The sequence below is a fragment of the Streptomyces sp. NPDC050548 genome (assembly GCF_044457385.1).
GTDB lineage: Bacteria > Actinomycetota > Actinomycetes > Streptomycetales > Streptomycetaceae > Streptomyces.
The window spans coordinates 53802-78867 of sequence record NZ_JBITGV010000019.1 but is presented as its reverse complement, the minus strand read 5'-3'; the positions used below and the strand labels follow the sequence as shown (position 1 = coordinate 78867).

Genomic DNA, 25066 nt, shown 5'->3' with positions numbered 1-25066 from the left:
CGTCCCCCCCCCCGACCCCCCCCCCCCCCCCCCCCCCCCCCCCCCCCCCCCCGCCCGCCCCCCCCCCCCCCCCCCCCCCCCCCCCCCCCCCCCCCCCCCCCCGCCCCGAGGACGACCTGCGCATCCTCCCGGGCACCGAGATCATCATCGGCGCCACCGAGGAGGAGGCCCTGGAGAAGAAGCGCTGGATCCGCCTCCAACAGGTCACCCCGGCAACGGCGTTGGGCATCGCCGGACTTCTGTGGGGCATCGACCTCTCCGGCCGCGATGCCGACGGGCCGCTGCCCAAGGAGGACCCGGTAGTCGCCGACAACGACGGCTCCTTCGGTGCACGGCGCATCGCCGATCCGCGCCAAGTCGTCGCCGAATGGCGAGAGAAGGCCGACGCGAACCGCTGGTCGCTGCGCGAGACCGTCATCGCGCTCGGCCCCCAGCGAGGCCATGTCGGCACTCCGGAGGGACTGGCGGACAGGTTCGCCCACTACGTCCGGCACGGCGCCGTCGACGGTTTCAACGTCACGCCGTATCTGATCCCCGACGGCCTGGACGACATCGTCGACCTCCTCGTCCCCGCGCTCCAGGAACGCGGCGTCTACCGCACCGAGTACACCGGCACGACCCTGCGCGCGCACCTGGGCCTGCGCGAACCGCTCACGTACCGCGGGCAGTCGGGCTGACCCACGGCCGCGGTGACCACCGTCCGCCTGCGCACGGTGGTCACCGCGGGGGACTGTCAGCGGTCCAGCAGACGCAGGCCCAGGGGAGTCGCCGAGTGCCGTACGAACTGGCCGTCCCGATGACTGGCGACCAGACCTCCGTCGCGCAGCACACCGAGCTGATAACTGGCGCTGGGTAACGCGATGTTGGCCGCCGAGGCCACCTCGGACGTCGTCCGCGGACCATGACCGGCCAGATACGCCAGTACGGCCGCCCGGGTGCGGCCGAGCAGTCGTTCCAGCCCGTCCTTGCTCGCGCGGACGATCTCCAGGGGCTGCTTGGCGACCGGGTAGACGAGCACGGGCCCGAGCGTGGGGTCCGCGAGGCCGGTGGGCCTGCGCCAGCAGAAGTAGGACGGGACGAGCAGCAGGCCCCGCCCCTCCAGACGCAGTTCGCGGTCGACGGGATAGTCCACCTCCAGCACGGGAGCGCGCCAACGGGCGTGCGGGCGCAGGCTGTTGAGGAGGGCGGAGGTGCCACCGTCGAGGAGCGCGCGGGAGCGCAGTTCGACATCGTCGACGACGGCGGCCCGGACCCGGGGCCAGTACGGTTCGAGCAGTGTCCCGCAGGACAGTTCCAGGGCCCGCGTCAACGCCCCCAGGGCCTTGGTCCCAGGGCGGTCGAGGGCGGAGACCCACGAGGGCAGCGGACGGGACTCGGCGAGCCGGGACAGCTCGCGGGCCAACCGGGCGCGGGAGGTGGCCCGTACCTCGTCGAGACCGTCGGCCAGACCACCGGTCGTGACGGACGGCGTGAGGAAGTCGGGGATGTAACCCACCGGAGGAATCAGCGTTCGCAACGGCAGCAGGGCCTGCCCGGCCCGCGGGTCCCTGGCCAGCCCGTCGCGCACGGAGCGGCGCCAGTGCCCGAATTCGAGCGCCCCCTGCCGGCTGTCCAACCGGCAGACACCACACACGAGTTCCCACAACGTATGGGGTTGACGGGCGACCCGGACGCTCTGCAGGTCCCGCGAGGTGAAGTGGATCCGGAGCATACGGCCTCATTCCCGCGCGTGGTCAGTGCGCGTGATCGGTGGGGGGTCGGGCCGCACAGAAAAGCGGCGCGCCTCTCATGGTGACGACTGAGAGGCGCGCTTGGTTGTCGGGCCGGGTCTCAGACTCCGCCCCGCTCCCGCGGAATCTTCTGCCCCGCTTCGACGGCGACCGGCAGGCGGTTCTCCGCCGGTGGCAGCGGGCAGGTGGCCAGGTCGGTGTAGGCGCAGGGGAGGTTGGCCGCGCGGTTGAAGTCCAGGACGACCGTGCCGTCGGCGGTGGGCGGGGCGAGCGCGAGGGCCCGGTTCGCGGCGTACGTGGTCACTCCGGAGGTGGCGTCGGTGAAGAGAACGAGCAGCGAGCCGGGACCGCGTCCGGGGAACGCGGTCAGGGCCAGCGGATGTCCGTCCAGTTCGAAATCGACCCGGCCCGGGGCGTCGTACACGTGCTCCAGGCCCTCGACCGCCGCGCCCACGGTCGTCGGGCGCGGCGTCTCGAAGGCCGTGTACCGCCCCCGCACCACCCAGCGCGGATCGGGCGCGTAGGCGGGGGTACCGGCGAAGGCGGTGCGCAGCGGCGCGTCCGGGTGCCGGGGCCGGACGATGTCGTGCCCGCCGCGCCGGGCCACCTCGATCACGGCGTCACCCCACACCGCGTCGACACCGCCCCGCTCGGGCAGCACGCCGAAACGGTGCTCACCCCGCACGGGCGTGCCCGCCACGACGAGTTCCTCACCGTCGTCGAGGGTTACGGCGACCCCGGCGTCGTCGGTCCACCAGGCACCCGGGGCGTCCGGGAACCGCTGCGGCCGGTCGTCGAGCCAGTGCAGACCGGTGATCGCCAGGAATCCGTGCGGGGCGGCGAGCCGTGCCTCCTGACCGCGGTACCACTCCAGCCATTCCCGGGCGAAGGCCTGTAGATCCGTCGTGGTGAGGTCAACGGTCATGATCGCTCCTTCGTCGCACGAGGCAAGGCCTCGAAACGGGGTCCTACCAGTGCCAACCCCGGCCGCCCGGCGGGGGATTCCGGGCGTGTGTGACAGCTTCGTGTCGGGATGGAGCGCGACCCGGTCGGTCAGTGGGCTGTGTCGGTGGCGAAGTCGGGGAGTTCGGTGGACAGCAGGTGTTCGGCGCCGTGGTCGAGGAGTCGCTGCATCTCGGTGGAGCGGGGCAGCAGGGTCTTCTCGTAGGCGTGGAGGGCGTCGTCGACGGTGTCGTGGTGCGCGAGGGCGAGGGCCAGTTCGCAGGCGTCGAGCATGGCGAGGTTGACGCCGACGCCGAGCGGGGGCATGAGGTGGGCGGCGTCGCCGAGCAGGGTGACGGTGGGGTTGTGGTCCCAGGTGTGGGGGACGGGCAGGGCGTGGATGGGGCGGTCGACGTAGGCGCCGTCGTTGTCGCTGATCAGGCGGCGCAGGGCCGGTGACCAGTCGCGGTACCGCTCCAGGAGCAGCGCCCGTATGCGGTCGGTGTCCTGGACGGTCAGGCCGCTCGCGGTGATCCAGTCGGCGGGGACGCGCTGGATGACGTAGACGCGGATGTGGTCGCCGCTGCTGCGCTGGGCGAACAGACCGCGGTCGCCGTCGGCCGCGGCGGCGCTGCCCTGGCCGACGAGTTCGGCGATGTCGGGGTGCCGGTTCTCGACGTCGTGGAACCAGGCTTCGAGGAAGCTGACACCGGTGTACTCGGGGGTGGCGGGGGAGAGGGCGCGTCGGACCTTGGACCAGGCGCCGTCCGCGCCGATGACGAGGTCGGCCTCTACGGTGCTGCCGTCGGTGAAGCGCAGCCGCCGGGGCCCGTCGTCGGGGCCGTCGACGGACTGGAGGGTGTGGCCCCAGCGCACTGTTCCGGGCTGAAGGGAACCGAGCAGGAGATCGCGCAGTTGGCCGCGGTCGATCTCCGGCTTGAACCGGTCGCCCTCTTCGGCGATGTGATGGAAGAGGAGCGTGCCCTGCGGGTCCAGCCGGCGCATCTCCTGCCCCTCGGGGCGGGAGAGCCGGAAGAACTCCTCCAGCAGACCGGCTTCGCGCAGGGCGATCTGGCCGTTGTCCTCGTGCAGATCGAGGGTGCCGCCCTGGTCGCGGATGTCGGGACCCGACTCGTGGTCGTGGACGGTCACGGTGATGCCGTGCAGCTGAAGGATGCGGGCGCAGGCCAGGCCGCCGGGACCGGCGCCGATGATCGCGATACGGGGGGTGGGGGTGGTGTTCATGCCCCCTGCACGACACGGAAGGCGATCAACTCGCCCATGGACTGGGCCGCCCCGCACAGTGCGGACCCGGCGATGAACACGGCGATCGACGCCAGATACATGGGCTTCCGCCCGAACAGGTCACCGGACTTGCCCCAGATCGGGGTGGTGACGGCCGTGACGAGCGTGTAGGCGGTCACGACCCAGGAGATGTGCTCCAGGCCGCCCAGGTCGGAGACGATCGTGGGCATCGCCGTACTGACGACCATGTTGTCGAGCATGGACAGCAGCATCGCGAGCATCACGCCGAGCAGTACCCAGCGCACGTTCTTCGGGACGGCCTGCTCGGCGGAGGGAGGAGACGCAGTCGTGGGCATGGCTGGTCGCTTCTTTCGGATGGGGGGAGAGAAGGGAGGTGGCCGGGCGATGCCTCGTGGCCACGGCTCCAGAAAAGCACACCGACCCAATAAGTGCAACGACTCAACTTTTGAAGTCGGTCCATCGTGAGGGGTAGGATGGCGGCCATGACCGAGACCCGGAGTGAGCCCGTCCCGGTGGGACGCCGCGAGCGCAAGAAGGCCGCCACCCGCCAGGCCATCGCCGACGCCGCCCTGCGCCTGTTCCTTGAGCGCGGGTACGACGACGTCGGCATCCGCGAGATCGCGGACGCGGCGGACGTCTCGACGACCACCCTCTTCAAGCACTTCCCCGTCAAGGAAGCCCTGGTCTTCGACGAGGACGCCGACCAGGAGGCCCGGCTGCTCGCCGCCGTACGCGAACGCCCCGACGGGCAGTCGATCCCGGCCGCGCTGCGTGACCACGCACTGCGCCACCGCAGGGCCGCGGCCGACGGAGACCCCCGCTTCGCCGCCTTCTTCGAGCTGGTCGACACCACCCCGGCCCTGCGCGACTACGTCCAGGGCATGTGGCTGCGCCACACCGCCGCCCTGGCTCAGGTCATCGCCGAAGAGAGCGGCCTTCCCGCCGGCGACCCCGCCTGCGCCGCCCTGGCCCACTTCGCCCTCGAAGCCCCGCGCGCCGCCCGAGGGCACCCCGACACCGACGAGGCCATCACCCGCGCCTTCGACCTGCTCGACAACGGCTGGCAGACACTCGCCCGCCCCTGAATCAGGCCTGGTCGCTCACGAACTGCTCCACCTTCAGGTCGGTGAGCGAGTCCATCGCGTCCAACCGCTGGGCGGCTGCCACGAGTTGATCGTATTCGTTGCGGCGGATGGGGATACGGAAGCACTCGATCACGTGCGCGAGATTGTCGATGGCCATGTCTGTCTCGTCGTTCTCGATCAGATCGATGACCGTGGCCGGTGATCTCGTGGGTCGCGCGTCGATGCCCGCTCGACGCGAGAGGCTCTGCGCGACCGAACGGATGAGCGCCTCGGGCGAGTTGGGCGCTTCGATGTGCGGGAGTTGTTGGCGCGAGTCGAAGTGAAACGCGGTTCACCGGGCAGTCGTTCCCATGCACATGCCGTCATCGACGGCTGTTGTGTTCCGGGACTGTCGAAGGATGTTGAAGATCATTGATGGAGAGCCAAAAAACGGAAGAGAATAAAAGGGAAGAGAAGAAGCAGGCGCCGAAACGCAAGGTGCTCGACCTGACCGCGGTGCAGGTGGTGGCGAGTGCGCTTGCCACCGTGGTGGGCGCGGTGCTGGCCTCCTTGCTGGGGGTGACCGGGACGATCATCGGTGCCGCCGTGGTCAGCACCAGCGCGACCACCGGTGCCGCCGTCTTCCAGCACGCCTTCCGACGGACGGGTGAGGGGATCCGCCGACGGGTGCCGTCGGTGGCGATGGCTCTGACGCCGAGTGAGGAGCGGGCGATGCAACGCGCGGACGCCCGGGCGGCGTTCGCCCTCCCGGACGACACCCCGGCCGGTGACGCGACACCGACGGCCACCCTCTCCGACGACGAGTCTGTGACCACGTATCGGACCGGCGCCTTCCGGAAGTCCATCGGCTGGAAGAAGTTCGCGCTGGCGACAGGCCTGGTGTTCGCCCTGGCGATGGTCACGGTGACCGCGGCCGAGCTGGTCATGGGCAAGCCGATAGCCGCCGCGGTACGGAACGAATCGGGCAACGGCACGTCGATGGGCGGCGGTTCGGCCGGGACACCCGTTCCCGCACACAGCCCGACACCCACACCGCTCGCGTCCGGCGGCACGGGGTCACAGCCGGACGACTCCGCCTCGCCGTCCGCGAGCGCTGAGCCGGACCCGAGCCCCAGTACCGGCGCCGGCGCCGGGGCCGGTCAAAGTACCGGCTCCAGCCCCGAGACCTCGGCGTCTTCCGTGCCGTCCGCGAGCAGCGGCGCCGTCAACAGCGCCGACACCACTGCTCGTTGAGCCCTCGCTCCGGCTGAGCGCAGGCTGTCGTACGAAGGCGGGCCGACCCTACTGAGGTGTCCGATTCGCCGCGACCGGCGCACGGTCGGCGGGAGGGTCGGGAAGGGCGAGTTGCCTGCCGAACCTCCGTGCGGCGAGGAGCGCGAGCAGGGCCGTGAGCGCCGCCAGCGCGGCGAGGGCGGCCAACAGCCCCGCCGACCAGGGCGGTACGGCGGTGATCCGCAGCGCCTGGGACAGCCGCGTGGAGTGGAACCGTCCGTCGAACAGCTGGATCGCCGCCAACGCGGCCGGTACCACCGTGGACACGACCAACACCGGCAGCCCGCCGTGGAGAACCAGTGCCGGTGCCAGCAGGACGCACAGGATCGAGACCCCGAGCGCGAAACCGTAGACGGCACCGGAGGCCCCGTCCCGGTGCAGCGGGAAGTAGGACAGCCCGCACAGCAGGAGCGCCGCCGCCGCGAACAGCCGCGGCCAGACCGGGAGTTCGGCGCGCCGAGCCGCCGTGGGCGAAGGCCGTGGACGTCGTCGCCGCGCCGGACGGTCGCCCGCATGCTCCGGCTCGTACGCGCTTGCCGGGACCGGTCCGGTCGCCTCCGAGTCGGCGCCGGCCGGAACGGTGGACCGGTCCACCGCCGTGCCCGAGGCCTGGACGGGTGCGTCCTGTTCCTCGGCCAGGCGGCCGATCAACTGGACGAGTTCCTCGACGGGTCGGCCGGCCGCGGCCCGTACCGCCGCCTCGCCGCAGTGCGGTTCCAGCGGAGCCCGGTGCAGCAGGGCCATCAGCCGGGTGACCTCCTCCACCGGCCGGGATTCGGCCGCCGCACGGATCGTCTCGTCGGCGGAGTCGAGTTGGCGCGGTGGCCGCGTCAGCAGGGTCACGAGGCGCGTCACGTCCTCCACGGACCGGTCCACACCGATCGCCCGCAGGGCGTCGACGGTGGCCTGCGCGTACTTCGGCGACTGCTCCAGCAACATGATGAGCTGGAGAACCTCCTCCAACGGCCGGTCGGTTACTGCCGCATGCACCAGGCTGTGCATCGGATCGACGTACTCACCCTCGCTGCTGTCGTGAGGTATGTCGTGTTGGTCCGGGCTGGGCGGGAAAGAGCGGGTGGTCATGCTCGGCTCCATGAAGAGGGTGATGCTGCTATCGCCCCCCGAAGCGCGATGAACAAGCTGATCCTGTCCAGTAGTAGGCGCCTGCCGTCCGCGCCGCCACGCGGATGGGCCACCCGTGTGACGCACGCGGGTCGTACATCCCGCACAGGCCTGATTGACGGTCCGGAGAGCCGCGCCGTACGCTCCCCCTGTAGTGATGGCATAAGGAAGCTGGTGGAATTCCAGCACGGTCGCGCCACTGTGAGCCCGCCGCCGGAGGCGGTGGGCGAGTCAGACACTGAGCCGTCACTCGCCCGTACACGCAAGGGACGCACGATCCCGAAGGAGGGCTCACCTTGAGCAGCATTTCCACATCCCGTCCGGTGTCCACGCCGGTTGTTCTGCCGATCTCGAAGTCGATCGTCTGGCTGGTCGGCACCGCGCTGATCGCGCTGGCCGTCTACTACTTCATCGGCGTCGACCAGGGTGCTGTGTCGGTGTTCGGAAACGACATGCACGTCCACGAGTTCGTCCACGACGCCCGCCACTTCCTCGGCTTCCCCTGCCACTGACCCTCCGCCGGCACCTGGACGTACGGACAACTCGACATGGAAAAGAAGCTCATACTGCGCGGCGTCCTCGCCGGCGCAGTAGCGGGCCTGCTCGCGTTCGTGTTCGCGCGGATCTTCGCCGAACCGCAGATCGCGAAGGCCATCGACTACGAGAGCGGCCGTGACGCCGCTCAGAACGCCCTGGACAAAGCGGCCGGCCTGCCCGTCGAGGGCCACGAACACGAACTGTTCAGCCGCACCATCCAGGCCAACGTCGGCATAGGCGCCGGCATGATCCTCTTCGGCATGGCGATGGGCGCCCTGTTCGCCGTCGCCTACGCCGTCTGCCTGGGCCGCACCGGCGGTCTCCGGCCGCGCAACCTGGCGCTTCTCGTCGCCGGCGGCGGCTTCCTCGGCATGTATCTGGTGCCGTTCCTGAAGTACCCGGCCAACCCGCCCGCGATCGGCCACGAGGAGACGATCCAGCAGCGCAGCGCCCTGTACCTGATCATGATCGTGTGCTCCGTCGCCTTCCTCGCGGGCGCCGTCTATCTCGGCAAGCGGCTCCAGGCCCGCTTCGGCAACTGGAACGCCACGCTCCTCGCGGGCGCCGCGTTCGTCGTGGCGATCGGCATCGTCATGCTGCTGCTGCCGCAGTTCGGCCATCTCTCGTACAACAAGGCCAACTTCGGCAACCAGGCCACCGAGACGCCGCTGCCGCTGAAGGACTCGAAGGGCACCATCGTCTATCCGGGCTTCCCGGCGGACGTGCTGTTCACCTTCCGCTTCTACTCCGTCGCCGCGCAGCTCATCCTCTGGACGGCCCTCGGCCTGATCTTCGCCCCGCTCGCCGAACGCCTCCTCCAGCCCGCGCGCCCGGACTCCACCACCCCCTCGAAGGAGCCGGACCCCGTCCCCGCCTGACCAACTCGCCGTTTGTGGAACCTGCGTCTGTGACCTACGTCATGGACAGGCATCGGAACTCGGCCCTCCGCTCCGCCGACTACTGGAGCGGTAGGGCTTCAACTGCCCTGCTTGGCAGGACGGTTCGATGCGATCAGGAAGGCCGGGCATGGCCGAGTTCCCACAGTCTTTCCCTCTCGTGGGTGTGACGCCCCGCAGACTGCCGCTGCCGCCGCCCGCGTTGTGCGGCTTCCTGCTGCTGCTCGCGCTGGTGTTCTCGGTGTCGTACGCTGTCGGATCGGCCACCGGACCGGTGGCGCCCGGCATGCACGGCGCCGGGAGCGCCGGGAGCACCGGGAGCACCGGGAGCACCCCGAGCATCGGGACCGGCGGCGGGGGAGACGGCGGCACCGGTGAGACCGGTGGCGGCATGCAGAACATGCCGGGGATGCACGGGAGCGATGAGTGAAGGCGGGCGAACCGCTGACGACCGTGATGGTCACGACCGACATCGCCGTCGGCGGAATGACCTGCGCGGCCTGCGTCCGGAGGGTGGAGAAGAAGCTCGCCAAGCTGGAGGGCGTCACCGCGACGGTGAACCTGGCCACCGGACTTGCCCGGGTGAGTCATCCGGAGAACGTTCCGGCGGAGGAACTCGTCGCCGCGGTCGAGCAGGCCGGATACCAGGCCGCCCTGCCCGTGCCACCCGCCCGCGAGGAGGAGGTCGAAACCGAGGCGGATGCCTCGGAGACCGCTGCCCGGCAGGAACGCGAACGGCTCCTCGTCACCGCGCTGCTCGCCGTGCCGGTCCTGGTCCTCTCGATGGTGCCGGCCCTGCAGTTCCGCAACTGGCAGTGGCTGTGCTTCGCACTGGCCGCCCCGGTCGCGGTGTGGAGCGCCTGGCCCTTCCACACGCGTGCGGTACGGGGGCTGCGTCACTCGACGGCCACCATGGACACGCTCGTCTCGCTGGGCGTCGTGGCGTCCTTCTCCTGGTCGGCGTACGCGCTGTTCCTCGGCGGAGCGGGCGACCCCGGGATGCGGATGCCGTTCGGTCTGCTGCCGTCCGCGTCGGACGGGACGGCGCACGTCTATCTCGAAGCGGCGGTCAGCGTCCCGCTGTTCGTGCTGACCGGGCGGTTCCTGGAGGCACGCGCACGGCGCGGCACCGGCGCGGCCCTGCGCTCCCTTGCGGAACTGGCGGCCAAGGAGGTCTCCGTCCGTGACGAGCACGGTGAGCGTGCCGTCCCCATCGAACAGCTGCGGGTCGGGCAGGTCTTCGTCGTGCGGCCGGGTGAGCGGGTCGCCACCGACGGGTGTGTGACGGAGGGCGGTTCCGCCGTCGACCTGTCGCTGGTCACCGGCGAGAGCGAACCCGTCGAGGTGAGTCCCGGTTCGGCGCTGGTCGGCGGGGCCGTCAACGTCGGCGGACTGCTGCTGGCGCGCGCCACCGCTGTCGGCGCGGACACCCAACTCGCCCGGATCACAAGGCTGGTGACCGACGCGCAGGCGGGCAAGGCCAGGGCGCAGCGGCTGGCCGACGCGGTGGCCGGCGTCTTCGTGCCCGTCGTGGTGAGCATCGCGGTGACCGTCCTCGGGTTCTGGCTCGGCGCCGGGGCCGATCCGCAGGCGGCGCTCACCGCCTGCGTGGCCGTCCTCGTGGTGGCCTGCCCGTGCGCGCTGGGCCTGGCCACGCCCACAGCGCTGATGGCCGCCACCGGGCGCGGGGCCCAACTGGGCGTGCTGGTGAGCGGTCCGCAGACGCTGGAGGCGCTTCGGCACGTGGACACGGTCGTGCTGGACAAGACCGGCACCCTGACCACCGGCCATATGAGCGTCGCCCAAGTGACCACACTGCACAGCGAGTTGGGGCAGGACGCGGTACTGCGGCTGGCCGGGGCGGTGGAACAGGGCTCCGAGCATCCGATCGGCCGGGCGATCACCGCGTACGCGCGCCGCTCGGCGGGAGACGAACCGCCGCCCCCGGTACGGGAGTTCATGGCCACACCGGGGCACGGCGTCAAGGGTCTGGTGGAGAGGCGTACGGTCGAAGTGGTCGTGCCGGACGGCGAGTTGCCCCAGGCGCTGGCCGAGGCCCTGGCGGTGGCCGAGGGCGCCGCGCACACACCCGTCCTCGTGCGCGTCGACGGCCGCGCCGAAGCGCTGATCGCCGTCGGCGACCTTGTACGTCCCGGCAGTTACCGCGCAGTGGACCAGCTCCGGCGCCTCGGTATCCGCCCGGTGCTGGCCACCGGCGACCGCGAAGCGCCCGCACGAGCGGTGGCCGACGCACTCGGTGTCGAGGACGTGCATGCCCGCTGTTCCCCCGAGGGAAAAGCCGCCCTGGTACGGCAGTTGCAGGAGGAGGGCCACCGGGTCGCGGTCGTCGGTGACGGCGTGAACGACGCCGCCGCGCTCGCCGGTGCCGACCTGGGCATCGCCATGGGCACCGGCACGGACGTGGCCATCGGGGCCGCGGATCTGACGCTGGTGCGCGGGGACGTCGAGGCGCTCGCCGACGCCGTACGGCTGGCCCGGCGCACCCTCGGCACGATCCGCGTCAACCTGGTGTGGGCCTTCGGCTACAACGTCGTCACCGTGCCGCTCGCGATGGTCGGGCTGCTCAACCCCACGGTCGCCGCGGCCGCGATGTCCGCAAGCTCCGTGCTGGTGGTGTGCAACAGCCTGCGGCTGCGCGCCTGGCAGCCCGCTCGCGCACGAGGACGTGATGCCCGATGAGGCGGATCCTGGCCCGGGTGTCGTCGCGGCTCGGCGACCGGCGGAAGGTGCGGGACACCGCACTCGCCGCCCTGGTGCCCGTCGCCGCGTGCAGCGTGGCCCTGGCGGGTCTGACCGCATGGGCGGGCACGGGCAGGGCCGGAACACCGGCGCGTGTACGCGTCACCGAGGGACGCCTCCTGCTGCCGTCCGCCGGAGCCGCCGAGACATCGGCGTACTTCCGTGTCGCCAACGAGGGCGGCTCCGTCGACCGCCTGATACGGGTCACCTCACCCCGAGCGCCCGGTGGCATCGCACTCGCCAAGCACCGTATGACCGAAGGGAACACGGCCTACGGCACCGCCGTCGACTCCGTGGACATTGCGGCGGGCGACAGCCTCGCCATGTCGCCGACCGGAGTGGGGCTCACGGTCTCCGCGGCCTCGGGCCAGTGGCGTTCCGGCGACCTCGTGCCCTTCACCTTCGAGTTCCGGCGGAGCGGGCGGGTCACGGTGCTCGCCGTGGTCGTGCGGCCCGGCACCGTCTCGCTCCAGTAGTCGTCCGGAACGGTCGTCGAGTTCCCCGTGCCGTCCTGTGACATGAGTCACTGTGTTTGTGGTGAGCCGAGAGCCCGGTGTGCGCCCGTACCCCCTGATGACGATCGGACGTCGGGTGCAAGGATGGGCGCGCTATGACTGTCGGAGGGTGGGGCCGCACGCTGCGGGCGGGTGTGTTCGCCGCCGTCTGCGTGCTGCTGGCCGCCTTCGGTCACCTGATGATGTCCGGCGCTCCCGTCCCCTGGTGGACCATGGGCGCCGGTACCGCCGCGACCGGCACGGCCGGCTGGTTCCTGGCCGACCGTGAGCGCGGGCGCGGGCTGATCGTCGCGGTCGTGGTCGCCGCCCAGACGGTGCTCCACGAGACGTTCTCCTGGGGCCAGACCCTGATGCCCGGGAGTGGTACCGCGTCGGCCGACATGGTCGGCACGGCCGTGGGCTCCTCGGACTCCATGGCGTCGATGTCCATGTCCATGGACGCCATGGACATGAGCGGCATGGCACACCTGGCGCGCGGCTCGGCCGGCATGGGGCACGCGCTCACCATGACGGGCGGTGCCTCGTTCGGCATGCTCGCCGCCCACCTCCTCGCCGCGGTCCTGTGCGGGCTGTGGCTCGCGTACGGCGAACGCGCCGTCTTCCGTGTGCTGCGGGCGGCGGCAGCGCGGTTGGCCGAACCCCTGCGGATGCTGCTGGCGCTGCCGGTACCGGCCCGCCGTCCGTCCGCGCGCGGGCGCCGCACCCTCGCGTACCGGTCGTCCCTGGCCCGCTTCCTTCTCTGCTACTCCCTCACCTCCCGGGGACCGCCCACGGGCCCCGCTGTCGTCTGAGACAGCCGGATCCACCGGGGGCTCACCCGCACCTCGTCGTACCGCGTTCCGACGCGGAACTTCCCAGCGCCGCACGCCACTTCGTGCGGCTGACGAGCGCGCGCCGAGCCCCGGGCATCGCCGTACCCCTCGCGTACGGCCGCACCCCATGTGCCGGAGAGCCGTACCCCCCGTCGCGGGACGTCGGCCCCGGACGACCCGAGAAGGACACCACGTGATCACTTCTGTGCTGCCCGCTCCCCGCCGGGCCGAGCGCGCCGCGGCGGACGCCTCCGCCACCGCCTGGGCCCTGGCCGCCCGAAACGGCGATCCCCACGCGACCGAGCACTTCGTCCGCGCGCTGCACGGCGACGTACTGCGCTACGTCGCCCACCTCAGCGGCGACCCCCAGACCGCGCACGACCTGACCCAGGACACGTTCGTACGGGCCCTCGACAGCCTGCCGGGTTTCGAGGGGCGTGCCTCGGCCCGCACCTGGCTGCTGTCCATCGCCCGCCGTGCGGTGGCCGACAGTTTCCGCCGGGCCGCGGTCCGACCGCGCCTGGCCGACGCGCACGACTGGCAACTGGCCCTGGAACGCGCCCAGCCGTGCGGTCTGCCGGGCTTCGAGGACGGCATCGCGCTCCTCGACCTGCTGGAGACGCTCCCCGACGAGCGCCGTGAGGCGTTCGTGCTGACGCAGGTGGTCGGTCTGCCGTACGACGAGGCGGCACGCTTCCTCGGCTGTCCCGTCGGCACGATCCGCTCCAGGGTCGCCCGGGCGAGGACCGCCTTGGAGCGCCTGCTGCGCGAGGCCGAGACCGGGGCCGTCGAGGTCGTGTGACGTGAGGGCCGGCGCCTCCTGGTGGGCGCTGGCCATCCAACTCCCCGTCGCTGAAGAAGAGTTGACGGAGATTCTCGGGAACTCACCCGATCCCGCTCCCGACTACTAGTGCGACGGCTCGATCCCGTGCCCGGTCACGACACCAGTCAGGAGGTCCGTGTGACGCCAGAGATGGAGGACGCCTTCGCGGCGATCAGAGCCGTGCACGGCGCGGACGCGATCACCCGTGTCGAGCGGATGCTGGAGCCCGGCGGAGGCGGACCGCGGCACCCGCTCCAGAAGGGCGCCAAGTGGATCCTGCCGGGACTGTCAACGACCCCGTGGCACGACCCCTATGGCCATCCCGAACTGCTGCCGGTGGTCGAAGCGCTGGAATCGGCCCACCCGGCGGTCAAAGAAGAACTGAACTCCGCCTGGAGTCACAGACGTGAAGCCTTCTCCGACTACGAGCACTACCTGACCCGGCAGAAGAACTGGCAGGCCCTGTACCTCTACCGGAACGGAGACCTGGTCGAAGAATCGGCAGCCACCGCGCCCACCGCGTACAAGGTGCTCAAAGAGTTCGCCGTCGACACCGAGACCATCTGTCCGCTGCTGGAATCCCATTTCTCCACACTGCTGCCAGGGGCCTCCATCGCCCCGCACTGCGACCTGTGGAACTTCAGCATCAATCTGCACCTCGCCGTCGACATCCCGGACGGATGCGACATCACCGTGGCAGGTCAGACACGGAGCTGGCGGGAAGGTCGCTGTCTGCTCTTCGACTACTCCTTCGAGCACGAGGCGCGCAATGCCGGCAACCGGCCGCGGTCCTGCCTGCTGATCGACCTCTGGCACCCGGAAACGACCCTTCCTGAACGGCAGGCGCTGGTCGCTCTCATCACGGAGATACGGCGCCTGATGGGGGAGCGAGGAGGGACCGACTGATGCACGCCCGGCTGTCCCTGCTCGTGCTGGCGTTGGCCCAACTGGTCATCGCGCTCGACTACAACATCGTCTACGTGGCGCTCCCCGAGATAGGCGCGGGCCTCGGCTTCTCCGCCCACGACCTGCAATGGGTGGTGAGCGCCTACGTCGTGACGACAGGCGGCTTCCTCCTGTTGGGCGGTCGGGCGGCGGATCTGCTCGGGCGCCGCCGGACATTCGTCGTAGCGGCATTGATCTATGCGAGCGCCTCTTCGGTGGGAGGGCTCGCGGAATCCCCCGGAGTACTGGTCGCCGTCCGGGCGGTCCAGGGCATCGGCGGATCACTGCTGTTCCCGGCCACCCTCTCCCTGATCAACACGATCTACGAGGAAGGGCCCGCCCGGAACCGAGCCCTGGCGGTGTGGGGCGCGGCGGGGGCGGGCGGCCTGTGCTTCGGATCCCTGCTCGGCGGTGTGCTCGTAGAGGCGTTCGGCTGGCCGTCGGTGTTCTTCGTGAACGTGCCCGTCGCGGTGGGCATCGCCTGGGCGGGACGGACACTGTTCCCCGCGGACGGCCCGCGTACGGCGACCCGGCGGTTCGACGTGACGGGCGCGCTGGCCGCGACCGGCGGCCTCACCCTGCTGGTCCTCCTGCTGGTGCACGCCCCCGAAGCGGGCTGGACCAGCACGTCCGCCCTGGTGAGCGCCGGTCTCTCGGTCACCCTGCTGGCCGGCTTCGCCGTCGTCGAGACCCGCTCGCGCGATCCGCTCGTCCCCGCCCGGCTGTTCGCCCACCGCGGCCTGGTCGCCGCGATGGCCGTCACCGCGCTGTACAGCGCCACCTTCAGCTCACTGCCGTACTTCCTGACCCTCTACTTCCAGACCGTGCGCGGCTACAGCGCGTTCGCGACCGGCCTCGCCTTCCTCGTCCCTGCCGTGGTGACCGCGATCGGCACCCAGGTCGGCGAGCGCGGGGTGGCGCGGATCGGTGTGCGCCGCATGCTGGTCGCCGGCATGGCCCTGGGCGCGGCCGGAGCCGTCGCGCTCGGACTCGCCCTCACCGGCGAGGGCTCCTACCCGCTGCTGCTGCCCGGGATCGTGCTGCTGGGCCTCGGCCAGGGGGCCGCGTGGACCGGCATGTGGATCGTCGCCGCGTCGGGGGTCGCGCCCGAGGACCAGGGCGTGGCGTCGGGACTGGCCTCCACCAGCCTTCAAGTGGGCGGCGCGGTGGGCCTCGCCCTGCTCGTGGCGCTCGCGGGCGGTGCGGGTCAAGGCCCCCCGGGCGAAGCCCTGTTGAGCGGGATCCGGATCGCCGTGTTCGCCATAGCGGCCGGTATCGGCGGCGGTGTGCTGCTGACCCTCGCCCTGCGCAGAACGACCCCCGCCGGATAGGCCGAGTCCCCACCTCGACAGCTCCGGGCCCGACGGCCCGTCATCGCCGTACCGCACCGCACCCTCAGGAGAACCGCTGTGCCCGTACACACCTCCAGCACGTCCGCTCCCGCCGCCGTCCTGTGCGGAGTGGCCGGCTGGGTGCCGCCCAGAGTCGTCACCAACGACGAACTCGCCGCACGACTCGACACCGACGACACCTGGATCCGCACCCGCACCGGCATCCGCCGTCGCCACATCGCCGAACCCGGCCAGGCCACGTCCGATCTGGCTGTCGAGGCCGGGCAACTGGCCCTGGGCAACGCCGGGTTCGACCCGGTCGGCACCGATCCGGTCGACGCGGTGATCGTCGCCACGACCACCCCCGACCGCCCCTGCCCGGCCACGGCACCCGTCGTCGCCGCGCGACTCGGCCTGCGGCGGGCGGCGGCCTTCGACGTCGGCGCGGTGTGCACCGGATTCGTCTACGGCCTCGCCACGGCCGCCGGGCTGATCGCCTCCGGTGTGGCGGCTCGGGTCCTGCTGATCGGCGCGGACACCTACTCCACGATCGTGGACCCGTTGGACCGGGCCAACGCGATCATCTTCGGGGACGGTGCCGGAGCCGTCGTCCTGCGTGCCGGGGACAACGACGAACCGGGAGCCGTCGGCCACTTCGACCTCGGCAGCGACGGCACGCACGAGGACCTGATCCTGGTCGCCGCCGGCGGTTCCCGCCGTCGCTCCGCCGATGGCCAACCCGATCGGGCGGAACGGCACTTCGCGATGCGCGGCAACGAGGTCTACCGGCACGCGGTGACCCGTATGGCCGCCTCCGCCCGCACCACTCTGAGCAGCGCCGGTTGGAAGACCGACGACGTCGACCACTTCGTGCCTCACCAGGCCAACCTGCGCATCCTGCACGCGGTCGCCGACGACCTCGGCCTGCCCCGGGAACGCTGCGTCGCCAACGTCGACGCCGTGGGCAACACCGGTGCCGCCTCCATCCCGCTCGCCCTCGCCGACGCCGCCGCCCGGCGCGTGATCCGCCCCGGCGACCGGCTCCTCCTCACCGCCTTCGGCGGCGGACTCACCTGGGGTTCCTGCCTGTTGACCTGGCCCGAACTGCCGCCGCCCACCCGTCCCCACGACCTTTCCGTCCCGTACGACAAAGGAGTTGACGATCCGTCATGAGAGCTGCCCCCTATGACCAGTTGGTCGAGATCCTCGCGAGACTCCACGACACCCCGGCCGACCGGTTCACGCCCGAGGCGACCTTCGCCGACCTCGACGTGGACTCGCTGACGATGGTCGAGATCAGCATCCGCATCGAGCGCGACCTCGGCGTCACCGTCCACGACAGCGAACTGCGGCCCACCCTCACCCTCGCGGGCACGGCGGAGCTGATCGCCGCCAGACAGGCCGCCTGAACAACCCCACTTCCTCCGCTCATCCGAAAGGCACCCTCACATGAAGATCACCGACCAGCCCGGCACGTTCCTCGGCGCGAGCGTCGAGGGCTTCGACCACGCCGCCGCCTCCGAGGCCGACGTCGAGACGCTCAAGCAGACCGTCTACACGAAGAAGATCGCGGTCCTGAAGGACCAGGACCTGAGCCCCGAGCAGTTCCTGGCGCTCGGCCGGCGCCTCGGGCGTCCCGAGACGTACTACGAGCCCATGTACCAGCACCCGGAGGTCCCGGAGATCTTCGTCTCCTCCAACGTCCCGGAGAACGGCAGGCAGATAGGCGTGCCGAAGACCGGCAAGTTCTGGCACGCCGACTACCAGTTCATGCCCGACCCCTTCGGTATCACCCTCATCCACCCCCAGGTCGTCCCGGAGAAGAACCGCGGCACGTACTTCATCGACATGGGCCGCGCCCACGCGCAGCTGCCCGCCGAGCTGAAGAAGGAGATCGACGGCACCTTCTGCCGGCACTCCGTGCGCAAGTACTTCAAGATCCGCCCGCACGACGTCTACCGTCCGATCTCCGAGATCATCGCGGAGGTCGAGACCAAGACCCCGGCCGTCCGCCAGCCCACCGCCTTCACCCACCCCCTCACCGGCGAGACCGTTCTCTACATCAGCGAGGGCTTCACCGTCGGCATCGAGGACGCGGACGGCAATCCGCTCGACGAGGAGCTCCTCAAGCACCTGTTCGACGCCACGGGCCAGCTCGACGACACCTTCGAGCACGACAACATCCACCTCCAGAGCTTCGAGAAGGGCGACCTGCTGGTCTGGGACAACCGCAGCCTCATCCACCGCGCCCGCCACACCACCACCCCCGAGCCGACGGTCTCGTACCGCGTCACCGTCCACGACGACCGCAAGCTGCACGACGGGATCCAGGCCGCGTGACCGCGCCCACCGCCGACCGCACCGGGACGGCCCCGCCACAGCGCTCGTACCCCACGGACGAGGAACTGCTGGCCCGCGTGCTCGTGCCCTACAAGGCGCACTGCAAGTACCTGAAGAGCGCCCTCGTCACGGCGGGAGCCGGAGCCGGACTCGCCTCGGCGCACTGCGAGTTCGCGATCCCGGAGTCCTGCTACATCGACGACACGGGCCACCTGAACTCGGTCGAGGCCAACATCGCCTACAACCAGATGATGTATTACCTGGTCGCCAAGTCCGTACAACAAGGACTCCTGACCGGGTTCGAGACCTGGACCCTGGACGACTTCTGGCGTCACCAGCTCCCGGACATCCTCATCGCCCGCTTCGCCGGCACCTTCCGCCGCCCGGTCAACCCCCGTGCCTTCCATGGGGAGTTGGCGTTCCGCTCCGTCACCCGGCGCGCCCCCGGCGACGGCAGCCCCTTCCTGCACGCCGAGACGTCGTACCGCTACTGGGACGCCGACGGCGGCCGGAGCGACGGCGAGGCGACCCTCGCCTTCGTCAACATCCCCTGAACACCGAAGGACTGCCCATGGAGACATCCACGGCGACACCGCCGCCGGCGGCCGACCGGATCCACCACCCCGAACTGCGCACCCTCGTCGAGACCGCCCGCTTCCACGCCGAACGCCGCCCCGACACCCCCGCCGTGCTCTGCGAGGACCGCAGCCTGACGTACGGCGAACTGCACCGCGAGAGCAACCGCGTCGCCCACGCTCTCCGGGCCGCCGGACTCGCCCCGGGCGACCGGGTCGCCTACCTCGGCAAGGAGTCCGAGCACTACTACGAGATCCTCTTCGCCTGTGCCAAGACCGGCACCGTGCTGGTGCCCGTCAACTGGCGGCTCACCGCACCCGAGGTCAGCCACATCCTCCAGGACTCCGGCACCCGACTCCTGTTCCTGGAGGACGAGTTCGGGCCGGTCGTGGAGGACATGCCGACCGCGCCACCCGAAACGGTCGTAGCGCTCGGGGAATTGGAGCAATGGCGTCGTCAACACCCCCGCCATGATACGGAGTTCGAGCCGACCCCCGACACTCCGGTCGCCCAGCTCTACACCAGCGGCACCACCGGTCTGCCGAAGGGGGTGGTGCTCGCGCACCGCAGCTTCTTCGCGATCCGCGACGCCCTGGCGAGCGAGGGACTCGACTGGATCGACTGGCGCGCCGACGACATCGCCCTGGTCGGCATCCCCGGCTTCCACGTCGGAGGCCTGTGGTGGGCCACCCAGAACTTCAACGCGGGTACGACGATCGTCGCGATGCGCGCCTTCGCCGCCCGCCGGGCCGTCGACCTCATCCGCGACCTCGGCATCACCACGGCCTGTGTCGTCCCGGCCATGCTGCGCATGATGCTCACCGAACCCGGCGTCAGCGCCCGGGACTTCACGACACTCCGCAAGACCGTCTACGGCGGCTCCCCGATCTCCGAGGCACTGCTGGAGGAGAGCCTCGCCGTCCTGGACTGCGAGTTCGCGCAGATCTACGGACTGACCGAGACCGGCAACACCGCCGTCTGCCTGCCACCCGCCGACCACGTCCCGGGCGGCCACCGTATGCAGGCCGCCGGACGCCCCTACCCCGGAGTGCGCACCAAGGTGATCGACGACCAGGGCCGCGAACTGCCCCCGGGCCAGGTCGGAGAGGTGTGCCTGCACACCCCCGCCCGCATGGTGGGGTACTGGGGCCTGCCGGACAGGACGGCGGAGACCCTCGTCGACGGCTGGATCCACACCGGCGACGCCGGTCACGTCGACGAGGACGGCTACGTCTTCATCCGCGACCGCATCAAGGACGCCGTACTCGTCGCCGGCGAGAACGTCTACCCGGCGGAGATCGAGAACGTCCTGGAAGGCCACCCCGGTGTCGCCGAGGCCGTCGTCGTCGGGGCCCCCGACGAGCGGTGGGGCGAGTACGTGCACGCCTTCGTCGTCCCCGTCGAGGGCCACCGGCCCAGCCCCCGGGACCTGCACACCTTCCTCGTCCCGCGACTGGCGAGCTTCAAGCTGCCCGCCCGCTACGAGTTCATCGACAGTGTGCCGCGCAACCCCAGCGGCAAGATCCTCCGCCGCGAACTGCGCGACCGCTTCTGGAGCGACTCCACGCGCAAGGTCAACTGACCGATCCCCCATGAGAGATGACGACATGACAGCTTCCCTCACGCTGGACGGCTTCCGCGCGGACCTGGCGGAGTTCCTGTACCAGCGACCCGACGACGTCGACCTCGAAGAACACCCCCTCCACGCGGGGCTGGACTCCCTGCGCATCACCACCCTCGCGGAACGGTGGCGGGAGACCGGCGTGGACGTGACCTTCCTCGAACTCGCCGAGTGCACCTCGTTCGCCCAGTGGTGGCAACTCCTCTCCGTACGGCGGGAGTCGACCCCGTGACCGCGCGACACTCCCTGCTGGCCGCCCAGGAAGGCATCTGGGCCGGCCAGCAGCTCGACACGGACAGCCCCGCCTACAACACCGCCGAATACGTGCGCGTCGACGGGCCCGTGGACACCGCCGCCTTCGACACCGCCCTGCACCACGTCGTCGCCGAGACCGAGGCCCTCAACGCCACCTTCGTCACCGACGACACCGGCCGCCCCTGGCAGCTCGACACCCCGGCCGGCGACTGGCACACCCACATCGCCGACCTCACCGCAGAACCCGACCCGCACGCCGCGTCCCTGGCCTGGATGCACCAGGACATGGCCCGCCCCGTCGACCTCGCCCGCGGCCCGGTCTTCGGCCACGCCCTGCTCAGGACCGGGCGGGAGCAGTACCTCTGGTACCACCGGGTCCACCACATCGCCCTCGACGGCTTCGGCCTCTCCCTGGTGGCCCGCCGCGTGGCCCAGGTCTACACGGCTCTCGTGGCCGGCGAACCCGTCCCGGACAGCGGCTTCGGCACCCTGGAGTCCGTCCGCGCCGAGGAGTCGGCCCACCGCGAGTCCGCCCGTCACACCGAGGACCGCGACTACTGGACCGACCGCTACGCCGACCGCCCGCCGGTGGCGAGCCCCGCCGGCCGCTCCGCCCTGCCCGCCCGTACCTTCCACCGCCACGTCACCGACCTCGACGCGGCCTGGTCCGCCACTCTGCGCACGGTCGCCCGCGACCTGTCGGTGACGTGGTCCGAGGTGGTGCTGGCGGCGACTGCCGCCCACCTGCACGGGGTCACCGGCGCCCCGGAGATCGTCCTGAGCCTGCCCGCGATGGGCCGCCTCGGCTCGGTCTCCCTGCGTGTCCCCTGCATGGTGCGCAACATCCTGCCCCTTCGCGTGCCCGTCACCCCCGACGACACCCTGCGCGACCTCGCGATCCGCGTCTCCCGGGAACTGCGCGCCGGACTGCCCCACCAGCGTTACCGCTACGAGCGGTTGAGGCGCGACCTGAAGCTGGTGGGCGGTCGGCGCCGGCTGTCCGGGCCCGGCGCGAACATCATGCCGTTCGCGTACGGCCTGCGGTTCGCCGGCCACCGCAGCACCGTCCACAACGTGTCCGCGGGACCGGTCGACGACCTGGCCGTCAACGTCTACGACCGCTCCGACGGCACCGGCCTGCGCATCGCCCTGGACGCCAACCCCGACCTGTACGCAAAGGTCGAGGTGGCTCGCCTGCACGAGGGTCTGCTCGCTCTCCTCGACGGGGCGATCGCCGCTCCCGACCGGCCCCTGCGAGAACTGGCGGGCACCTCCGCAGCCGGAGCCGTCCGCGTCCTGGACGGCGGCCCGCTGCCCGTCCCCGCCCGCCCGGTGCTGAGCCTGATCGCCGACCACGCCGCCCGCCGGGGCTCGGCAATTGCCGTAGAACATGCGGGGGACCGCCTCACGTACGCCCAACTCCTCGGCACCGCGGGCGAGATGGCCCGCCGACTGGCAGCCCGAGGTGTCGGCAAGGGTGACGTGGTCGCAGTGGCCCTGCCCCGAGGTGTCGACGCGGTCACCACCATCCTGGGCGTCCTGCTGGCGGGCGCCGCCTACTGCCCCCTCGACCCGAGGGCCCCCGCGGACCGCACCGCTCACCTCCTGGCCGGCGCCGAACCGGCGCTCGTGGTGACGACCGAAGACCGCGCGGCCGACTTCCCGAACCACGCCGTACTGCTGCCGCTCCCGCCGGATTCCGCCACGGCCACCGTGCTCTCGCCGCCCGGTCCGGCAGACCTGGCGTACGTGCTGCACACCTCGGGTTCCACCGGCCGCCCCAAGGGCGTCGAGATCGAGCACGGCGCGCTGGCGCACTTCGTCGCGGCGGCCACGCACCGCTACGGCGTCCAACGCGCGGACCGCGTCCTGCAGTTCGCCCCGCTGCACTTCGACGCGAGCGTGGAGGAACTCTTCCTGACCCTGTGCGCCGGCGGCACGCTGGTGATCCGCGCCGACCACATGACCGAGTCCGTACCGCGCTTCCTCGACGAGTGCGCCCGGCTGCGCGTGAGCGTGCTGGACCTGCCCACCGCCTACTGGCACGAGGTGGCCTACGCGGTCTCGACCGGCGCCGGCACGCTGCCCGAGGGCGTACGGACCGTCGTCGTCGGCGGCGAGGCGGCCCTGCCCGAACGGGTCGACCGCTGGCGCAAGGCCGTCGGTACGTCGGTGGCGTTGCTGAACACCTACGGGCCGACCGAGGCCACCGTGGTCGCCACGATCGCCGACCTGCACGACCCCGCCCTCGACCACGGTGACGTTCCGATCGGCCTGCCGCTGCCCGGCACCCGGGCCGCCGTCGTCGACGGCGAGCTGTACCTGCTCGGCGACGCCCTGGCCCGTGGCTACCGGGGCCATGTACCGGACAGCTCCCGCTTCGCACCCCTGGCCGCGCTTCCCGGCGCCCCTCGCGCCTACCGCACCGGCGACCTGGTCGACGTCGGCGAGGACGGTCAACTCCGGTTCCTGGGACGGGCGGACGACGAGTTCAAGATCAGCGGCCACCGTGTCCAACCCGCCGAGGTCGAGAGCGCCCTGCTCACCCACGCGGGTATCAGGGAGGCAGCCGTCGTGGGACAGACCCTCCCGGACGGCACCCGGCGCCTGGCCGCCCACGTGGTCGCCGAGACACCGGCGCCGTCCGCGGCCGAGGTCAGGGACCACCTGCGGACCAGGCTGCCCGCCGCGGTGATCCCCTCCGCGGTGGAACTCCTCGACCGGCTGCCCCGTACGGGCTCCGGCAAGATCGACCGAGCCGCTCTGGCCCGGACATCCGCGCCCCGACTCCCCACCACCGGCAGCCCACTTGAGCGAACCGTCACCGCCGTCTGGCGACAACTCCTCGGCACGGACACCCTCGCCGCGGACGACGACGTCTTCGACCTGGGCGCCCAGTCCCTCCAGGCCATCCAGGCGGCCAACCGCCTCGGTGTCGAACTCGGCCGCGACATAAGGGTCGCGTGGCTCTTCCAGTACCCGACCGCCGCCGCACTGGCCGACTTCCTCGGCGAGAACACCCAACCACCCGCACCGGCGGGACTCCCGCCGGCCCTCCTCGCCGACACCGCCCTGGACCCGGGCATCCGCCCCGGCATCAGCCGCGCCCCGTACGAGGCCCCCCGCCGCATCCTCCTCACCGGCGCGACCGGCTTCGTAGGCACGCACCTGCTCGCCCAACTCCTCACCGACACGTCGGCCGAGATCGTCTGCACGGTGCGAGCCCACGACCAGGCCGAGGCAACTGCCCGTATCCGCAAGGCTTTTGACCGCCACGGCACGGTCCTCGACGAGCGGGCGCGTCACCGCGTCACCGCCCTCCCCGCCGACCTCGCCCGCCCCGACCTCGGCCTGACCCGCGGCGCGCTCGCCGACCTCGCCACGACCTGTGACGCGATCTTCCACAATGCGGCGACCGTCAGCATCATGCGCGACTACGCCACCCTGCGCGCCGCCAACACGGAGTCCACCCACCACCTGCTGCGTCTGGCCGCCGTCCGCACGACCCCCCTCCACTACGTCTCCACGCTCTCCGTCGCCCCGCCCGCGAGCCACAGCCCCGAGGTGCCGGAGGCATTCCTGCCGCCGCACGAGGGACTGCGCTACGGCTACCAGCGGTCGAAGTGGGCATCGGAACGGCTCCTCGAACGGGCGGCCGAACGCGGCCTCCCCGTGACTGTGCACCGCCTGGGCCGGGTCGTCGGTCCGTCCGGCACGGGATACGTCAACGAGCGGGACTTCCTGTGGAGCGTGCTGCGGGCCGGTATCCCCGCCGGGATCGTCCCCGACCTGTTCGAGGACGAGGTCTGGACGCCCGTGGACTACGTGGCCCGGTCCCTGGTCCACCTCTGCCTCACCCCCGGCCGTGCGGCCGGTCCGGTCTTCCACCACGCGACCCTGCCCCGGGTTCGGCTCGACGAGGTCTACGACTGGGTGGGGGAGTACGGCTATCCGGTACGGCGACTGCCGCTGGCGCGCTGGCGGGAACAGCTGCCCCGCTCCGCCGATGTCGCCGCCACGACGCTGGCCTTCTTCGACTCCGCCGAGCAGGCCGCGCCCACAGACCTGCGCCTCGGCCATGTCCGTACCGACAACGTCCGCGCCGGACTGGAGGGCAGCGGCATCACCTGCCCGCCTGTCGACCGGGCCCTGGTCTTCGGATACCTGGACCACTGCGTCGCCGCGGGTGTGCTGCCCGCCCCGTCAACACCCGTGAAATGAACGGGACTTACCGGGAA

General features: G+C 71.3%; 23 protein-coding genes, 1 pseudogene and 1 riboswitch. Of the genes and pseudogenes, 18 read left to right on the top strand and 6 right to left on the bottom strand.

Going from position 1 to position 25066, the window contains the following annotated elements; translation table 11 throughout:
* Positions 1-733: 733 nt before the first annotated feature.
* From ACIBJH_RS38865 to ACIBJH_RS38850, 4 genes and pseudogenes are all read right to left on the bottom strand, one after another.
* Entirely contained in the window at positions 734-1711 is a 978-nt protein-coding gene (locus tag ACIBJH_RS38865) for an ArsR/SmtB family transcription factor (protein ID WP_399121643.1), read from the bottom strand.
* A gap of 119 nt (positions 1712-1830) precedes the next feature.
* The gene (locus tag ACIBJH_RS38860) at positions 1831-2655 is read right to left on the bottom strand and encodes a DUF1684 domain-containing protein (RefSeq protein ID WP_399121642.1); all 825 of its coding nucleotides are present in this window, start codon (positions 2653-2655) and stop codon (positions 1831-1833) included.
* A gap of 128 nt (positions 2656-2783) precedes the next feature.
* Positions 2784-3917, bottom strand: a complete 1134-nt coding sequence (locus ACIBJH_RS38855) for an FAD-dependent oxidoreductase (protein WP_399121641.1) — start codon at positions 3915-3917, stop codon at positions 2784-2786.
* Positions 3918-3919: 2 nt separating this feature from the next.
* Positions 3920-4273: pseudogene (locus ACIBJH_RS38850) on the bottom strand (MFS transporter); the annotation flags it as partial.
* 147 nt (positions 4274-4420) lie between these two features.
* Here ACIBJH_RS38850 and ACIBJH_RS38845 point away from each other — a divergent pair.
* Positions 4421-5023, top strand: a complete 603-nt coding sequence (locus tag ACIBJH_RS38845) for a TetR/AcrR family transcriptional regulator (RefSeq protein WP_399121640.1) — start codon at positions 4421-4423, stop codon at positions 5021-5023.
* Between the two features lies 1 nt (position 5024).
* Here the strand turns inward: ACIBJH_RS38845 and ACIBJH_RS38840 are convergent, their stop codons facing one another.
* Positions 5025-5180, bottom strand: a complete 156-nt coding sequence (locus ACIBJH_RS38840; protein WP_399121639.1) for a hypothetical protein — start codon at positions 5178-5180, stop codon at positions 5025-5027.
* Positions 5181-5437: 257 nt separating this feature from the next.
* Between ACIBJH_RS38840 and ACIBJH_RS38835 the strand changes: the two genes are divergently transcribed.
* Positions 5438-6256 (top strand): hypothetical protein, encoded by an 819-nt coding sequence (locus ACIBJH_RS38835; protein WP_399121638.1) that lies wholly within the window; start codon positions 5438-5440, stop codon positions 6254-6256.
* A 48-nt stretch (positions 6257-6304) separates the two neighbouring features.
* Here the strand turns inward: ACIBJH_RS38835 and ACIBJH_RS38830 are convergent, their stop codons facing one another.
* Positions 6305-7378, bottom strand: coding sequence for a hypothetical protein (locus ACIBJH_RS38830; RefSeq protein WP_399121637.1), 1074 nt, complete (start codon positions 7376-7378; stop codon positions 6305-6307).
* Positions 7379-7519: 141 nt separating this feature from the next.
* A riboswitch (cobalamin riboswitch) is annotated at positions 7520-7680 on the top strand.
* 33 nt (positions 7681-7713) lie between these two features.
* Between ACIBJH_RS38830 and ACIBJH_RS38825 the strand changes: the two genes are divergently transcribed.
* The 16 genes from ACIBJH_RS38825 to ACIBJH_RS38750 all read left to right on the top strand — a co-directional run bounded on the left by ACIBJH_RS38825 (position 7714) and on the right by ACIBJH_RS38750 (position 25049).
* Entirely contained in the window at positions 7714-7929 is a 216-nt protein-coding gene (locus ACIBJH_RS38825) for a CbtB domain-containing protein (RefSeq protein ID WP_381239240.1), read from the top strand.
* A 36-nt stretch (positions 7930-7965) separates the two neighbouring features.
* Positions 7966-8832, top strand: coding sequence for a CbtA family protein (locus ACIBJH_RS38820; protein ID WP_399121636.1), 867 nt, complete (start codon positions 7966-7968; stop codon positions 8830-8832).
* A 148-nt stretch (positions 8833-8980) separates the two neighbouring features.
* Positions 8981-9280 (top strand): hypothetical protein, encoded by a 300-nt coding sequence (locus ACIBJH_RS38815; protein WP_399121635.1) that lies wholly within the window; start codon positions 8981-8983, stop codon positions 9278-9280.
* Positions 9281-9306: 26 nt separating this feature from the next.
* The gene (locus tag ACIBJH_RS38810; protein WP_399121741.1) at positions 9307-11550 is read left to right on the top strand and encodes a heavy metal translocating P-type ATPase; all 2244 of its coding nucleotides are present in this window, start codon (positions 9307-9309) and stop codon (positions 11548-11550) included.
* Positions 11547-12086 (top strand): copper chaperone PCu(A)C, encoded by a 540-nt coding sequence (locus ACIBJH_RS38805; protein ID WP_399121634.1) that lies wholly within the window; start codon positions 11547-11549, stop codon positions 12084-12086. The genes ACIBJH_RS38810 and ACIBJH_RS38805 overlap by 4 nt, the downstream gene beginning before the upstream one ends.
* Positions 12087-12220: 134 nt before the next feature.
* Entirely contained in the window at positions 12221-12916 is a 696-nt protein-coding gene (locus ACIBJH_RS38800) for a hypothetical protein (protein WP_399121633.1), read from the top strand.
* A 214-nt stretch (positions 12917-13130) separates the two neighbouring features.
* Positions 13131-13739, top strand: coding sequence for a sigma-70 family RNA polymerase sigma factor (locus ACIBJH_RS38795; RefSeq protein WP_399121632.1), 609 nt, complete (start codon positions 13131-13133; stop codon positions 13737-13739).
* 159 nt (positions 13740-13898) lie between these two features.
* Complete coding sequence (locus ACIBJH_RS38790; protein ID WP_399121631.1) at positions 13899-14666, top strand: aspartyl/asparaginyl beta-hydroxylase domain-containing protein; 768 nt, start codon at positions 13899-13901, stop codon at positions 14664-14666.
* Complete coding sequence (locus tag ACIBJH_RS38785) at positions 14666-16036, top strand: MFS transporter (protein ID WP_399121630.1); 1371 nt, start codon at positions 14666-14668, stop codon at positions 16034-16036. The genes ACIBJH_RS38790 and ACIBJH_RS38785 overlap by 1 nt, the downstream gene beginning before the upstream one ends.
* Positions 16037-16114: 78 nt before the next feature.
* Positions 16115-17209, top strand: a complete 1095-nt coding sequence (locus ACIBJH_RS38780) for a beta-ketoacyl-ACP synthase III (protein WP_399121629.1) — start codon at positions 16115-16117, stop codon at positions 17207-17209.
* Positions 17206-17445: an acyl carrier protein gene (locus tag ACIBJH_RS38775; RefSeq protein ID WP_399121628.1), complete on the top strand. Its 240-nt coding sequence runs from the start codon at positions 17206-17208 to the stop codon at positions 17443-17445. Before ACIBJH_RS38780 ends, ACIBJH_RS38775 begins: the two co-directional genes overlap by 4 nt.
* A 40-nt stretch (positions 17446-17485) precedes the next feature.
* Positions 17486-18376: a TauD/TfdA dioxygenase family protein gene (locus tag ACIBJH_RS38770; protein WP_399121627.1), complete on the top strand. Its 891-nt coding sequence runs from the start codon at positions 17486-17488 to the stop codon at positions 18374-18376.
* On the top strand, positions 18373-18930 hold the full coding sequence (locus ACIBJH_RS38765; RefSeq protein ID WP_399121626.1) for an FcoT family thioesterase: 558 nt from the start codon (positions 18373-18375) through the stop codon (positions 18928-18930). Before ACIBJH_RS38770 ends, ACIBJH_RS38765 begins: the two co-directional genes overlap by 4 nt.
* A 17-nt stretch (positions 18931-18947) precedes the next feature.
* A complete protein-coding gene (locus ACIBJH_RS38760; RefSeq protein WP_399121625.1) occupies positions 18948-20534 on the top strand; it encodes a fatty acid--CoA ligase in 1587 nt (528 codons plus the stop codon).
* A gap of 25 nt (positions 20535-20559) precedes the next feature.
* Positions 20560-20805, top strand: a complete 246-nt coding sequence (locus ACIBJH_RS38755) for a phosphopantetheine-binding protein (RefSeq protein WP_399121624.1) — start codon at positions 20560-20562, stop codon at positions 20803-20805.
* Complete coding sequence (locus ACIBJH_RS38750; RefSeq protein WP_399121623.1) at positions 20802-25049, top strand: amino acid adenylation domain-containing protein; 4248 nt, start codon at positions 20802-20804, stop codon at positions 25047-25049. Before ACIBJH_RS38755 ends, ACIBJH_RS38750 begins: the two co-directional genes overlap by 4 nt.
* Positions 25050-25066 lie beyond the last annotated feature (17 nt).